The 13,631-nt window shown below is 62.0% G+C and carries 8 protein-coding genes and 1 pseudogene; 8 read left to right on the forward strand and 1 reads right to left on the reverse strand.

Annotated elements, in window-relative coordinates; all coding sequences use genetic code 11:
- The 7 genes and pseudogenes from Q7C20_RS16540 (at position 1) to Q7C20_RS16570 (ending at position 7,466) form a co-directional block, all read left to right on the forward strand.
- The gene (locus Q7C20_RS16540; RefSeq protein ID WP_375068783.1) at positions 1–402 is read left to right on the forward strand and encodes a DUF2946 domain-containing protein; all 402 of its coding nucleotides are present in this window, start codon (positions 1–3) and stop codon (positions 400–402) included.
- A 93-nt stretch (positions 403–495) separates the two neighbouring features.
- Positions 496–744, forward strand: a pseudogene (locus Q7C20_RS16545) (hypothetical protein); the annotation flags it as partial.
- 202 nt (positions 745–946) lie between these two features.
- Positions 947–2,329 carry a PepSY-associated TM helix domain-containing protein gene (locus Q7C20_RS16550; protein ID WP_375068785.1) on the forward strand — a complete coding sequence of 461 codons (1,383 nt, stop codon included), beginning with the start codon at positions 947–949 and terminating at the stop codon, positions 2,327–2,329.
- Between the two features lie 150 nt (positions 2,330–2,479).
- Positions 2,480–4,588, forward strand: coding sequence for a TonB-dependent receptor (locus Q7C20_RS16555; RefSeq protein WP_375068787.1), 2,109 nt, complete (start codon positions 2,480–2,482; stop codon positions 4,586–4,588).
- A gap of 138 nt (positions 4,589–4,726) precedes the next feature.
- Complete coding sequence (locus Q7C20_RS16560; protein WP_375068789.1) at positions 4,727–5,515, forward strand: ABC transporter ATP-binding protein; 789 nt, start codon at positions 4,727–4,729, stop codon at positions 5,513–5,515.
- On the forward strand, positions 5,512–6,459 hold the full coding sequence (locus Q7C20_RS16565) for an ABC transporter substrate-binding protein (RefSeq protein WP_375068790.1): 948 nt from the start codon (positions 5,512–5,514) through the stop codon (positions 6,457–6,459). Before Q7C20_RS16560 ends, Q7C20_RS16565 begins: the two co-directional genes overlap by 4 nt.
- Positions 6,456–7,466 (forward strand): FecCD family ABC transporter permease, encoded by a 1,011-nt coding sequence (locus tag Q7C20_RS16570; RefSeq protein ID WP_375068792.1) that lies wholly within the window; start codon positions 6,456–6,458, stop codon positions 7,464–7,466. Before Q7C20_RS16565 ends, Q7C20_RS16570 begins: the two co-directional genes overlap by 4 nt.
- A 10-nt stretch (positions 7,467–7,476) precedes the next feature.
- On the opposite strand, the gene Q7C20_RS16575 is transcribed toward Q7C20_RS16570, so the two are convergent.
- Entirely contained in the window at positions 7,477–12,036 is a 4,560-nt protein-coding gene (locus Q7C20_RS16575; protein ID WP_375068794.1) for a DUF4329 domain-containing protein, read from the reverse strand.
- 263 nt (positions 12,037–12,299) lie between these two features.
- On the opposite strand from Q7C20_RS16575, the gene urtA reads away from it, so the two are divergent.
- On the forward strand, positions 12,300–13,565 hold the full coding sequence (gene urtA / locus Q7C20_RS16580; protein WP_375068796.1) for an urea ABC transporter substrate-binding protein: 1,266 nt from the start codon (positions 12,300–12,302) through the stop codon (positions 13,563–13,565).
- Positions 13,566–13,631: the final 66 nt, after the last annotated feature.

The raw sequence follows: 13,631 nt of genomic DNA on the forward strand, positions 1-13,631 counted from the left end.
ATGGGCGCTCCTCGCGCCAGGTTTTCTCGACACGCCCGCGTAAGACGCGGCGGTTGGATCAGCCTGTTCGCAATGCTGATGATCTTTATCGGTCCGCTGATTTCCCAAGCGATGCCGATGGACCATCACGCCGGTATGTCGATGAGCATGTCCATGGACATGCCGATGGACCACGGTGACTCCCATCACCCAAAAGCCGCTGACGAACACCACGCCCTCTGGTCCAAGTGCGGCTATTGCGACTTGCTCTATAGCTGCCCGGCCCTGCCCGGCGGCAGTTCAACCTTCACCCTCAGCACCCCGCCACCGGCCAACGCCCTCACCCCCGCCACTCGCCTGGGCCACGCCCGGCAGAGCATTTTCCCCGGCGCCCGCAGCCGCGCACCGCCCGTCATCGCGTAAGCACTTCACAGCGTTACTTCACCCCGGCCGACGTTAGACAGACAGCCGCAGGCTGCTGGCCGTGTTGTTTACGATTGATTGATGGAATTTGTCATGTCCAGGTTTTCTGCTGACACCCGTTTGGGAAGCACCCCCGTGTTCGCCGTTCTGTGCGGCGCTTTGTTGGTTGCACAGGCCCACGCCGACGAACACGAACTGACCCCCACAGTGATCAAAGGCCCGCAAACTGTGCTCTGGGGCCCAGGCGCGTCGGCAGGCACCGTGTTGTTCGAACGCGAGCCGGAGCAGTTCGGCGAGCTGGGCACGCGGGTCAATGCCAGTGTGCTGGCCGGCAACGCCGGGTTCGGCTACCCGGCCAATGACCCGCAAGCCATCAAGGAACCGGGGCGAACGCTCTGGACCAAGGTGGACATGAGCTTCTAAACAGCATCGCAGGCAAGCCAGCTCCCACATTTGAATGTGTTCACACATCAAATGTGGGAGCGGGCTTGCTCGCGAAAGCGGCGTAACTGACAACGATTTTTAAAGCCTTGCGGAGCACCTGATGACCACTCAAAAAGTTTCCTTCTACAACCTCGCCTGGCGCTGGCACTTCTACGCCGGCCTCTTCGTCGCCCCCTTCATGGTGCTGCTGGCCCTGACCGGCATCATCTACCTGTTCAAACCCCAGCTCGACCCGCTGATGTACGGCCACCTGCTCACCGTGCCCGCCGCCGAACACGCCCTGAGCGCCGACGAGCAACTGCAACGGGCCAAAGCCGCCTACCCACAAGGCACGATCAGCAAATACCTGCCGCCTGCAGACGCCACCGGCAGCGCGCAATTTGTGATGCACAACGGCGGCCGCGAGGTGACGGTATTTGTCGACCCGTATCGCGGCACCGTACTCGGCGAGCAGGACGCGAAATACAACCTGCAAGCCATCGCCCGCGCGCTGCACGGTGAGCTGATGATCGGCACCGTGGGCGATCGCCTGGTGGAACTCGCCGCCGGTTGGGGTGTGATGCTGGTGGTGTCCGGCGTGTACCTGTGGTGGCCGCGCGGCAAGTCGTCGGCGGGCGTGTTGTGGCCTCGCTTCAACACCCGTGGCCGGGTGTTCTGGCGCGATATGCACGCGGTCGCCGGCTTCTGGGGCGCGGCTTTTTTGCTGGTGATGCTGCTCAGCGGCATGACCTGGACCGGCTTCTGGGGCAAGCAATACGCTGACCTGTGGAATACGTTTCCGGCGGCGATGTGGAACAACGTGCCGCAGTCCGACCAGCAGGCACGCACCCTCAACACCGCCAGCCAACAAACCGTGCCGTGGGCCATGGAAAACACGCCGATGCCGATGTCGGGCGAGCACGCCGAACACATGAACCACGGCGCCGCGCATGCAGGCCCGGCAGCGCCCACCGTGAGCCTGCAACAGGTGGTGGACCTGGCAAAGGCGCGCAACGTCGAGCCGGGTTACAGCATCACGCTCCCGACCACCGCTGAAGGCGTATTCACCGTGGCGGTGTTCGCCAACGACCCGCGCAATGACGCCACCCTGCATGTGGATCAGTACACCGGCAAGGTCCTCGCCGATGTGCGCTGGGCGCAGTACAACACCGTCGCACGCGCCACCGAGACCGGCGTGATGCTGCACGAAGGCAAGATGTTCGGCTGGATCAATCAACTGATCGTGCTGGTTATTTGCCTGATGATTCTGCTCAGCGCGGTGAGCGGCGTGGTGATCTGGTGGAAGCGTCGGCCGGTTGGCGGGCTGGGTGTTCCGCCGCTGCGCCATGACCTGCCGAAGTGGAAAACCGCGATGGTGATCATGCTCGGCCTGGCGATCATTTTCCCGTTGGTGGGCGCCTCGTTGATCGTAGTCTGGGCGCTGGATCGCCTGGTGCTGTCGCGCCTGTTTGGCAGACATGAATCTGCCTCAGGTTCCGCATGAGGCAGGCGAGATGCGCCACGACAGAGGCCTTCTGTAGCCTTGCGCGACTTTTGTCCCGCAGCCAATAAGTGTTAACTTATAACACTTTCTGCGTTATCGTTGCTCGCCGCGCCCTGCGGCGAGCAACCCTCCAAGAAGACTGATCGACCGATGAACAAGTACTTCGCGTCCGGCCTGTGCCTGCTCGCTTTGCACACCAGCGCCCAGGCCCTGACCCTGCCCGCCAGCCCCGTCACCGCACCTGCCGTCGATGAAGAACGCATCGACCTGGACACGCCGACGACGGCCGGCTCACGCCTGAACCTCACGGCGCGGCAGACACCGGGCAGTGTCGAAAGCCAGACCGGCGAGAAAATCCGCGAGCGCGGCGATGCCAGCGTGCAGGACGCCATTTCCCGTGCCACCGGCATCACCCGCACCGGCACGCCGGGCGACGGCGGCACCTCGTTGCAGGCGCGCGGCTTTACCGGGCAGGGTTCGGTGATGCAGCTCTACGACGGCAACCGCATGTACATGGGCATGGGCACCTCGACCTTCCCGGTGGACACCTGGGCGGTGGAGCGCGTGGACGTGCTGCGCGGCCCGGCGTCGGTGCTGTACGGCGAAGGCGCTACTGGAGCTGTGATCAACACCGTGCCGAAAAAGCCGTTCAGCGGCGAAATCGAAAACCACATTCGCCTGGGCTATGGCTCCTATGATCGTCAGCAGGAAGCCCTCGACAGCGGCGGCTCGCTGACCGATACCCTGAGCTACCGTTTAAACCTCAACCGCCTGCGCAGCAACGGCTTCATCGACCGCGGCGATTCAGCCAGTGACTTCGTCAGCGGCGCCCTGCGCTGGCAGGCGGCAGACAACCTGAGCGTTACCCTGGCCAGCGACTACGGCGACCAGCGCCCGCAGAATGACTTCGGTACGCCGCTGCTCAACGGCCACTTGTACAACAGCCTGCGCGACAAGAACTACAACGTCAGCAACAACACCCAGCACTACAACGACCAGTGGACGCGCCTGACCAGCGAGTGGCAGATCAACGAGAACATCAGCGCCACCAACGAGCTGTTCTACCTCAAGAACCAGCGTCGCTGGCAGAACGCCGAAAACTATAATTTCACCGATGGGCAGTTAACCCGCAGCGGCAACTTCAGCATCAAGCACAACCAGGAGCAGGTCGGTGATCGCCAGACCTTCACCTTCAAGCACACGCTGTTCGGCCTCGACAGCCAGACCGTGGCGGGCGTGGAGTACAACCGGATTCGCTTTCGCCTGGCGAGCAACTCGCCCTTTGACGACGTGTTGAGCAATGGCCAACCCATCGACATCAACTACCCGGCACCCGCGCCGTTTACCAGCCAGGACCCGTTCAAGCCGTTGTTCGCCACCACCACCAAAACCGTCGCCGGCTTCGCCGAAAACCGTCTGCAACTCACCGACAAGCTGGCGCTGGTCACCGGCATCCGCCGCGACTACGCCCACGTCGAGCGTGATGACTTGCGCGACGGCAGCCAGACCGACAAAACCCTCACCGGCAATAACTGGAAGGCCGGGCTGGTGTATGCGATCACGCCGGACACCACGGTTTACGGCCAGTACGCGACCAGCACCGACGGCGTCGGCGGCTTGATTTCCCTGAGCCCGAGCCAGCAGCAATTCGACCTGTCCAGCGCCAGGCAAACCGAAATAGGCCTCAAGCAATCCTTCTGGCACCAGCGCGGCGAATGGACCCTGGCGGCTTATCACATTGTGAAAAAGAAACTGCTGACCGATGTGCCGGGCAACCCCGACCTCAAGCAGCAAGTCGGCCAGCAATCCTCCAACGGCCTGGAAGCCAGCCTGGATCTGCAATTGCCACACGCCTGGCAACTGCAAGCCAACGCGGCGATCGTGCGGGCACAGTACGACGACTTCAAACAGGACGTCGGTGGTGTGCAGGTGTCGCGCGACGGCAACCGCCCGGTGGACGTGCCGCGCCGCACCGCCAACCTGTGGCTGAGCAAGGCGGTGACGGACGACATCCGCGCCGGCGCCGGCGTGCGCTACGTTGACGCACGCTATGCCGACATGGCCAACACCCGCGAAGTACCGAGCTACACCGTGGTCGACGCCAGCGTGTCATGGAAGGCGATGCGCAACACCACACTGGGCCTGCAATTGAATAACCTGTTCGACCGCACCTACGCCATCAGCCAGTACAACGACGGCCAACAGTGGATCCTCGGCGAACCGCGCTCGTTCTTCGTCACGGCGGACTACACCTTTTAACTGATACAACACCGACCAATGTGGGAGCGGGCTTGCTCGCGAAAGCGGTGGGTCAGTCGGCACATCTTTCACTGACGCACCGCTTTCGCGAGCAAGCCCGCTCCCACATTTCGACCGGCGTTACACCAGAGAACATTAATGACTTCACTCACCCTCACCCGCCTCACCTGGACACCTCAGGATCACGGCCACTGCCTTCACCAGTTTCACCTGTGTGACGCCAGCCTGCAGGTCGGTGCGGGGGAGTTTGTGGGGCTGATCGGGCCTAATGGCAGCGGCAAAACCAGCCTGCTGCGCTGCGCCTATCGGTTTACCAAACCCGATCAGGGCGACGTGTCGCTCGCCCACCAGAACGTGTGGAAGCAAAGCTCGAAATGGTGCGCGCAACGCATCGCCGTGGTCCTGCAGGAATTCCCGGATGCTTTCGGTTTGCGCGTGGATGAAGTGGTCGCCATGGGCCGCACGCCGCACAAAGGGCTGTTCGACAGTGACACACCCCACGACCGGCAGTTGATCAGGCAAGCGCTGCAATCGGTCGGTATGCAGGGCTTCGAAGACCACGCCTTCGCCACCCTTTCCGGCGGTGAAAAACAACGCGTGATCCTCGCCCGTGCCCTGGCCCAGCAACCCGAGTTGCTGGTGCTCGACGAGCCGACCAACCACCTCGACCCGCGTTACCAGCTTGAACTGCTGCGGCTGGTCAAGCGCCTGAACATCGGCACCTTGGCGAGCATCCACGACTTGAACCTGGCGGCCGCGTTCTGCGACCGCCTGTACGTGATCGACCACGGGCGCATCATCGCCAGCGGCACGCCCCATGCAGTACTGACCGTCGAATTGCTGCGCGACGTATTTGGCGTCGAGGCACTGATCGACACTCATCCCCTGTCCGGCTACCCCCGAATCACCTGGATAACCCAACCATGATCCCGCGCGCCTTTCTCGCTGTTGCCCTGCTGCTCTGTGCCTCCCACGCATTCGCCGAGGCCACCCATTACCCGGTCACCATCAAAAGCTGCAACCGCGACGTGACCTTTCAGGAAGCGCCAAAACACGCGGTCAGCCACGACATCAACATGACCCAAATGATGCTTGCCCTGGGCCTCAAGTCGCACATGGCCGGCTACAGCGGCGTGACCGGCTGGAAGTCAGTCACGCCACAAATGACCGCGATTCTCGACGGCCTGCCGGAGCTGGCGAGCAAGTACCCGTCGGTGGAAACCCTGCTCAATGCAGAGGTGGATTTCTTCTTCGCCGGCTGGGATTACGGCATGCGCGTGGGCGGCGACCTCACCCCACAAACCCTGCAACCGCTGGGCATCAATGTGTATGAGCTGACCGAGTCGTGCGCCTTTGTGATGAAACGCCCGGCGGCGACCCTGGACGACACCTATAACGACCTGCGCAACCTCGGCAAGATCTTCGACGTGCAAGACCGCGCCAACGTGCTGATCGCGCAGATGCAAGCGCAGGTTGCCGAGGTGCAAAAGGACCTGCCCGCCGACAAGCCGCGCGTGTTCCTGTATGACAGCGGTGAAGACCGCGCCATGACCTCGGGCCGCCTGGGCATGCCCGAAGCGCTGATCAACGCGGCCGGCGGGCGCAACATTCTCGATGACGTCGACGCCAGCTGGACCCGCGTCAACTGGGAAACCGTGGTGGAGCGCAACCCGCAGGTGATCGTCATCGTCGACTACAGCGAAATCACCGCCGAACAGAAGGAGCAATTCCTGCTCAACAATCCCGCGTTGCAAGCCGTCGACGCCATCCGCAATCAGCGCTTTATCGTGATCCCGTATGTGCAGGCCACGCCGGGCATCGATAACGTGCTGGCGGTTGAAACCCTGGCCAAGGGGTTTCACGGCGAATGATCACCCGTCGCTACGCCTTGTTGCTGGCCGCCCTCGGCGCGGTGCTGCTGGTCTCTTGCGTTATCTCGCTGGGCTTCGGCCCGGCGCGGGTGCCGGTGGAAGTGGTGTGGCGAATCGTGTTGTACAAGGCCTTCGGCTTGGGTGAGGTGAACTGGTCAGCCGGGCAGGAACATATCGTCTGGCTGATTCGTGTGCCGCGCATGTTGCTCGGTGCATTGGTGGGCGCCGGGCTGGCGCTGATTGGCGCGGTGTTGCAGGCGGTCACGCGCAACCCGCTGGCAGACCCGCACCTGCTGGGCGTGACGTCCGGCGCCACCCTCGGCGCGGTGATCGTGGTGCTGCATGTGGGTGAAATTATCGGCCTGCTGACGTTGCCCATCGCAGCGTTCATCGGCGCGCTGGTGAGTATGTTGGTGGTGCTGGCGGTGGCCAGTCGCAATGGGCGGCTGGAGAGTGATCGCCTGTTGCTGTGCGGCGTGGCAGTGTCGTTTGTGATGATGGCGGCGGCCAACCTGTTGCTGTTTATGGGCGACCACCGCGCGGCGTCGGCGGTGATGTTCTGGATGCTCGGCGGCCTGGGCCTGGCGCGCTGGGAACTGTTGGCCATTCCCGCCGCTACCGTGCTGCTGGGGTTGTTGGTGCTGGTGGGCATGGCGCGCCTGTTGAACGCATTGATGGCGGGCGAACAGACCGCCGTGACCCTCGGCCTGAACGCGCGCAACGTGCGGCTGAAAGTGTTTCTGGTGGCCTCGTTGATGACCGGCGTGCTGGTGTCCATCAGCGGCTCCATCGGCTTTGTCGGGCTGATGGTGCCGCACATTGCCCGGCGCCTCGTAGGCGCCGAGCATCGTCGGTTGCTGCCGGTGTGCGCATTGCTTGGCAGCCTGTTCCTGGTGTGGGTGGATGTGGCTGCGCGCACGCTGATCGCCCCCGAGGACTTGCCGATTGGCGTCGCCACGGCGGCGATTGGCGGGTTGTTTTTTATCGGGCTGATGCGCAAGCGCTGAGCCGCATCACTCAGAGTTCGTCCTTGTCCGGCCGCTGTGTCGAACGGGTTGGCAATTTCAGGTCTGCGCCGACCAGTGTGCGCACTGTCCAGAAGGCCCCTTTGCGCAGCACTCGCAACTGGCCAACACGTGCCAGTTCGGACAGCACCTGCGATGGCGCGGGTGCCAGCGGTGTATAGCCGCCCTCGGCGGTCCATCTGCCGGGGGCGGTCAACAACTCGGCTTCTTCCTGGCCGAACGTAGGGGTATAGCTCAGCAACGCACCGTCCCGGGCGGACAGGTAAAAACCCGTGATGGAAAACTTCTGTTTTTTTAACTCATACAGATAAAAACCCAGCTCGCGCCACGAGACGAAAAACTCGGCAAACAGGCGCTCACTGCCCACTTGCACCTGATCCCGCCCAGCGTGAAACACCACGTGGGCGGCGCTGACTTGATAACCTGTCGGCCACACCGCAGCGGCGGAAAACAGATGCGTACTGACGCTGGAAGGAAAACCCTCGTCAGGGGTTGCCAGCACCGGTAAGTAAGCGCTGGTCGCGGTTTTTTCCAGCAAGGCACTGATCGCCTGTTGGCCGGTGTAAGCGCCCGCGCGATCGTGAACGAAGCCTGCGGCGTCGTCACGGTGGGCATGCACCGGCCCCAGTTCCCAGCGCCGCTCATCAGCCGGCAGCACGCCCCGCGAACGCCCCGGCTGCCATTGCGCATCTACCACACCAACGCCCGGCCAGTTATCGCTGGGCACAAGGATGCGCAATTCACCGGCCGCCGCCATGCGACGGATGTAATCGCGTGGGCTGAGCAGGCGCAGTTTCAATTTCAGGTCGTCCTGATAATCGACGAAGCGATCATTGCGCACGGTGAACTTCAACAAAGCGCCATCGGCACACGACAAGTACAGAGGGAACGCTGCGCGGCTTGCGGTGGCGCTCACTTGGTACATCGCCTGTATCAACCGCGTGGGTGAGATCAACCCCCGATAAATCGAGTCCAGGCTGATTATTTGGCCAGCCGGTTGAATGTCACCCCATTGCAAGCCGCACAGGTACAGCCCCGCCATCTGATAACGATAGGGGAAGCCGGCATCGGCAAAAACCCGCCGGTGAGAGAGGTCCGAACCGCCATCGGTAACCGGCAGCGTGGCAACAAAGTGCCCGTTGCCGGTGGATTGGAGCACATAGCCAAACTGCGCCTCATCCCTGCGCCCGGCGTGTTCATGGGCATGGCGCGCGGCATCGTCCGCGCGGGTGTGCAGCGGGCTGCACGCAGGGTCGACAGTTGCCTCAAGGTAACGTCGACCGCGCAAGATCACGCTGGAAAACGGGCTCCACCCGGCAACTGGGCCTGGTGCGCCCCACAGGGTGCTGCCGACAACCACCTGCAGTTCAAACGTTTTACTCACACGGGTCACGTATTCTTCGGGGGCCAACTCACCGTTGCGTAGCTGCCGTTCAAGTGGCCCGCTCAGCCAATCGCGGCGATTGCGCGGCCGCATAATGAACGCTGAGGCCGGAATGGGCGGGTACTTCAACTCCGGTCGCGGTTTCAACCGAATCAACGCGCCGTCGGGCGCCAGCAAATAGTGGTAGTGAGGCGTCTGAGCAGTGGACAGCGCCTGGGCCAGCACACGTGTGGAAAACATGTTGCTGTACACCGCCGACTCGGCCGGCGAGAGCAGAAACGGCCATTGCGTGGCCGGCCTTGAGTGATAGCTGGCAACCACCTCCGTGCACTGCGGGTACAGCCCACGGGTGACCATTTCATCGGGAAAGATGCTTTTCATATCGAACACTTCGTCCGGCACCCGCACCGGCTTGGTGGCAACAAACCAGCCATCGTTACGACGCAGGATAATGCCGCCATAGGGCTGATCCAGGCTCGGCGAGACACGACGGCGGATGTACTGCGCAACGTCATCCATGGCCAGAAACGCCGGGCTGAGGCGACGCCGCTGCAGGTTTTCGTACGGCTTCCACTGCCCCGTCACATCGCCGGCAACGTCCCAGCAATGGCTGGTCTGAACCACCTGCAAGTGGCCGGAGGACGCTACGCGTCGCACAAACTGAAGCGTTTGCAGGGTGCCTGCATTCAGTTTGTTTTGTACCGTTTCAAACGAATCCGCCTCACTTTGCGCCTCGAACATGGCTTGAGTAGAGGGCGACTGATACCGCAACAAGGCACCTTCCGGCGTGGCGATGTACAGCGGGGCGCCGTGTGGCGGCATGATCGTCTGGATGCGCGCTTGGGCAATGCCCTCACTCAAGTCCTCGGGTTCGATAAACACACGCTTCAACCAGGCTGTCGCGCCATTCCCGACAAACTGGTTGGCGTAGTAGAGGCTGTGACAAGCAAAGCCGTCGGGCAGCGTGGGCCCATAGAGGCTGGCGAGGGACAGCAGCGGGGATTTCCCGGTGACGGGAATCAGCTCACTGGCCACATATTCTTCGAGGCTTTGGTGCCGGAGGATGAACGCAAAGTAGCGGTTGGCGAAGTGTTGCGCGTGGTCCTGAGGGTCGCGTCGGTATAGATCACGGGCAGCGTCGTCAGCATTGCCGAAAATCGGCCCGTGGCTCACCGTCGCCGGGCGCTGGAACTGCAGGGCTCGCACCCACGGGCCCCAATCCATTTCAACAAAGCCAGCCGGGCCCCACAGCGCGTTGCCGATGACCACCCGCAGCGTGCCGGACTCGGCGAGGGTCCTGACCACGTCAGCGGGTTTCATCACCGCGTCGGCCAGGCGTTTGGCAATCGCGCTGTCGCCCTTGGCGGCATCGCCCATCCACTGCAGGCGCCACTGCGGCGAGGTGGTGGACGGCCCCCACGCGATCACGCTGTCTTGAGAACCCGACAGATACCCCGTGACGCCCGCAGCAAGCAGGTCGGCCACATCGTCCGGGTGGAACATCTGGCCGCTCAATTCGGCTTCCTGGCGGGTCCATTTGAAACGGGCGACGTAGGCCGGGTCGGTCGTCGACAACGCAGGCCGCGTGCCGTAGCGGGCATGCAGGCGATGACCCGCATTGAGGATAATCGGCGTGTTCTGGCGATCCACCGGGTAGAGGCCATCGAAGGCAAAGGGCCGCGGCCCCGTGGCCACCGGTTGAGTCACCACGAAGCGACCGTCGGGTTGTTGCAGAATCATCCCGCCGAGTACCTGCTCGCGCCGCCCGCTGATGTTCCCGTGGATATAGCGAGCGGCGTCGTCGGCGGTCAAAAAGGCCGTGCTCAAGGAAGGCAGGGTGAAACGCGAATAGGGAGCCCACTGCGCATCGACAACGCCACTGCGGTCCCACAGGGCACTGGTTTTCTCCACGCTCAGTTCACCGGCGGCGGCCACTTTGCGCACGAAATCCCGGGTCAGCAGTGAACCGTTGGCTAGCGCGGCTTGCCAACCATTGTCGGTTACCTGGCCGTCTGCGGCCTGGGCAAACAGCTGGGATTCGAGCGCCGAGCCGGAGAAGCGATAGCGCAGTAATGCATCATCGCGCTGTCGAATGTAGAGCGACGACCCTCCCCGGGGCTGTGGGCTGTAACGCCGAAACTGCGCAATGTGCTTCGCCAACTCGAGTGGGGTAATGAAGTTCTTGTACAGCCACGATTCGAGTGTGGGGAATTGAACGGGCAAGGGACGGGCGTGAAAGTAGACGCCGTCCACATGAAAACCAGGCGGCAACCGAGCAAGCAGCCCCCCGCTCGGCCAGTCGGTGATGTCGGTCAAAAGCGGCTCGCAGGTGGTGTACTGCCCTTGCACGCCCTGAATAATCAACACGTGCTGATTGGTATTGGGGTTGCGCCTGATGCGCGTGGCTGCGTGATTAAGCGCCAAATCCCTTGAGGGAAACACCGGCCCGCAGGGCAATTGCATGAGTGGGGCCTTGAACGGCTTGTACGGTTCCCAATCACCCGGCACGTCCCCCACCGATCCACCCCATACAGGGCTGGACAACACAAATCGTATCGAGCCCACCGAAGCCAAAGCCTTGTAAGCGCCCTCCTCAGTTCCTTCAGCATCGTAGACAGAGGTCCATCCGCCCTCTCGATTAAGCCAATGCACCCGCTGGTCTTCGGCGCTGGAATAACTGGCTTGGTACCTGAGCAATTCTCCATTGGGACCGGACAAATAGGCGAACGGCATGGCCGCGCTAACCCGATGATTGACGATGATGTCATCGGTAGAGAAAAAGCCCAGGAAGGCCTTTACTTGCTGGGCTGACCACGTTGGGTTCTCACGCTGAGTTTCGTCAAAAAACCCGGGATGAGAATGCAGCCCCCCGATGAGTTGATAACCCTCAGGATTTATAAGCTGGCCAGTATTGCTGTCACGCTCGAGTATCAGGGTCAGATCAAAGTTTTTTGCCTGATCCAGAGCGGGTTCAGTGGCCACGTACAACTGGTCCGAGAGGCGTTGCATGATCACACTGCCGTACTCCGCATCGCGCTTGGCGCCGATGCGCTCATGAACATAACGCGCAGCGTCGTCGGCGCTGATAAAAGCCGGTGTCAGGCGGGGCAGTTTGGCGTGGCCAGGGGGAAGCGGTGCGCGCTTTTCGCGCAGGGGTTGCTCGTCCATGATGAATCCTCGGTACATGTTCGGATGTCCTGCCATCCTGAACACCCGCTGATTCAGAGGGGGCTACATAGTTAGTCAGGCCCTCGCACCAAGACAGTGCCCTGCCGCTGCCACCCTTTCCATCCGGCGCTTATTCAGTGCGTCGCCAACTAGAAGCGCCACCCGTTTGCCCTTGATTACGGCCGATTCCAAAGCAGGCACAGCCTTTGCAAAAGCCTTGGTATCTGTCCAATAACAACACTTGGGTTCTCGGAGATCGCACCATGAAGCGTCGCAGCTTGATCAAGGCTTTCACACTGTCGGCATCCATTGCCGCCATGGGCATGACCTGGACCATCCAGGCCGCCGAAACCATCAAGGTCGGCATCCTGCACTCGTTGTCCGGGACCATGGCCATCTCCGAAACGTCCCTCAAGGACATGGCGCTGATGACCATCGACGAGATCAACGCCAAGGGCGGCGTGAACGGCAAGATGCTTGAGCCGGTCGTAGTAGACCCTGCATCAAACTGGCCGTTGTTCGCCGAAAAAGGCCGTCAGCTGCTGACCCAGGACAAGGTCGCCGTGGTGTTCGGCTGCTGGACCTCGGTGTCGCGCAAATCCGTGTTGCCGGTGTTTGAAGAACTCAACGGCTTGCTGTTCTACCCGGTGCAATACGAAGGCGAAGAGATGTCGCCGAACGTGTTCTACACCGGTGCGGCGCCGAACCAACAGGCGATCCCGGCGGTGGAATACCTGATGAGCGAAGAAGGCGGCAGCGCCAAGCGCTTCTTCCTGCTGGGCACCGACTACGTGTACCCGCGCACCACCAACAAGATCCTGCGTTCGTTCCTGCACTCCAAAGGCGTGGCGGACAAAGATATCGAAGAGGTCTACACCCCGTTCGGCCACGCCGATTACCAGACCATCGTGGCCAACATCAAAAAATTCTCGGCCGGTGGCAAGACCGCTGTGATCTCCACTGTTAACGGCGATTCCAACGTGCCGTTCTACAAAGAGCTGGCCAACCAAGGCTTGAAGGCCACCGACGTACCGGTGGTGGCGTTCTCCGTGGGTGAAGAAGAATTGCGCGGCATCGACACCAAGCCGCTGGTGGGCAACCTTGCCGCCTGGAACTACTTCCAGTCGGTGGAGAACCCAGTGAACCAGAAGTTCGTCGCCGACTGGAAAGCCTACGCCAAGGCCCACAACCTGCCGGGCGCAGACAAAGCCGTGACCAACGACCCGATGGAAGCCACCTACGTGGGCATTCATATGTGGGCGCAGGCGGCGGAGAAAGCCAAGTCCACCGACGTCGACAAAGTGCGCGAAGCCATGGCCGGGCAAACCTTTGCCGCGCCGTCGGGCTTCACCCTGACCATGGACAAGACCAACCACCACTTGCACAAGCCGGTGATGATCGGCGAGATCCAGGCCGATGGGCAGTTCTCGGTGGTGTGGCAGACCAAGGAGCCGATTCGCGCCCAGCCATGGAGCCCGTACATTCCTGGCAATGACAAAAAGCCGGATTACGCCGTGAAAAGTAACTAAGCCCTAACACGGATCAAATGTGGGAGCGGGCTTGTGTGGGAGCGGGCTTGCTCGCGAAAGCGGTGT

Origin of the sequence: Pseudomonas sp. AMR01, from assembly GCF_041946035.1 — a bacterium.
GTDB classification, from domain to species: Bacteria; Pseudomonadota; Gammaproteobacteria; order Pseudomonadales; family Pseudomonadaceae; genus Aquipseudomonas; species Aquipseudomonas antarctica_B.

Coding starts and splice junctions, on each gene's coding strand:
- Q7C20_RS16540 (WP_375068783.1), top strand. CDS start 1: ATGGGCGCTCCTCGCGCCAGGTTTTCTCGACACGCCCGCGTAAGACGC.
- Q7C20_RS16550 (WP_375068785.1), top strand. CDS start 947: ATGACCACTCAAAAAGTTTCCTTCTACAACCTCGCCTGGCGCTGGCAC.
- Q7C20_RS16555 (WP_375068787.1), top strand. CDS start 2,480: ATGAACAAGTACTTCGCGTCCGGCCTGTGCCTGCTCGCTTTGCACACC.
- Q7C20_RS16560 (WP_375068789.1), top strand. CDS start 4,727: ATGACTTCACTCACCCTCACCCGCCTCACCTGGACACCTCAGGATCAC.
- Q7C20_RS16565 (WP_375068790.1), top strand. CDS start 5,512: ATGATCCCGCGCGCCTTTCTCGCTGTTGCCCTGCTGCTCTGTGCCTCC.
- Q7C20_RS16570 (WP_375068792.1), top strand. CDS start 6,456: ATGATCACCCGTCGCTACGCCTTGTTGCTGGCCGCCCTCGGCGCGGTG.
- Q7C20_RS16575 (WP_375068794.1), bottom strand. CDS start 12,036: ATGGACGAGCAACCCCTGCGCGAAAAGCGCGCACCGCTTCCCCCTGGC.
- urtA (WP_375068796.1), top strand. CDS start 12,300: ATGAAGCGTCGCAGCTTGATCAAGGCTTTCACACTGTCGGCATCCATT.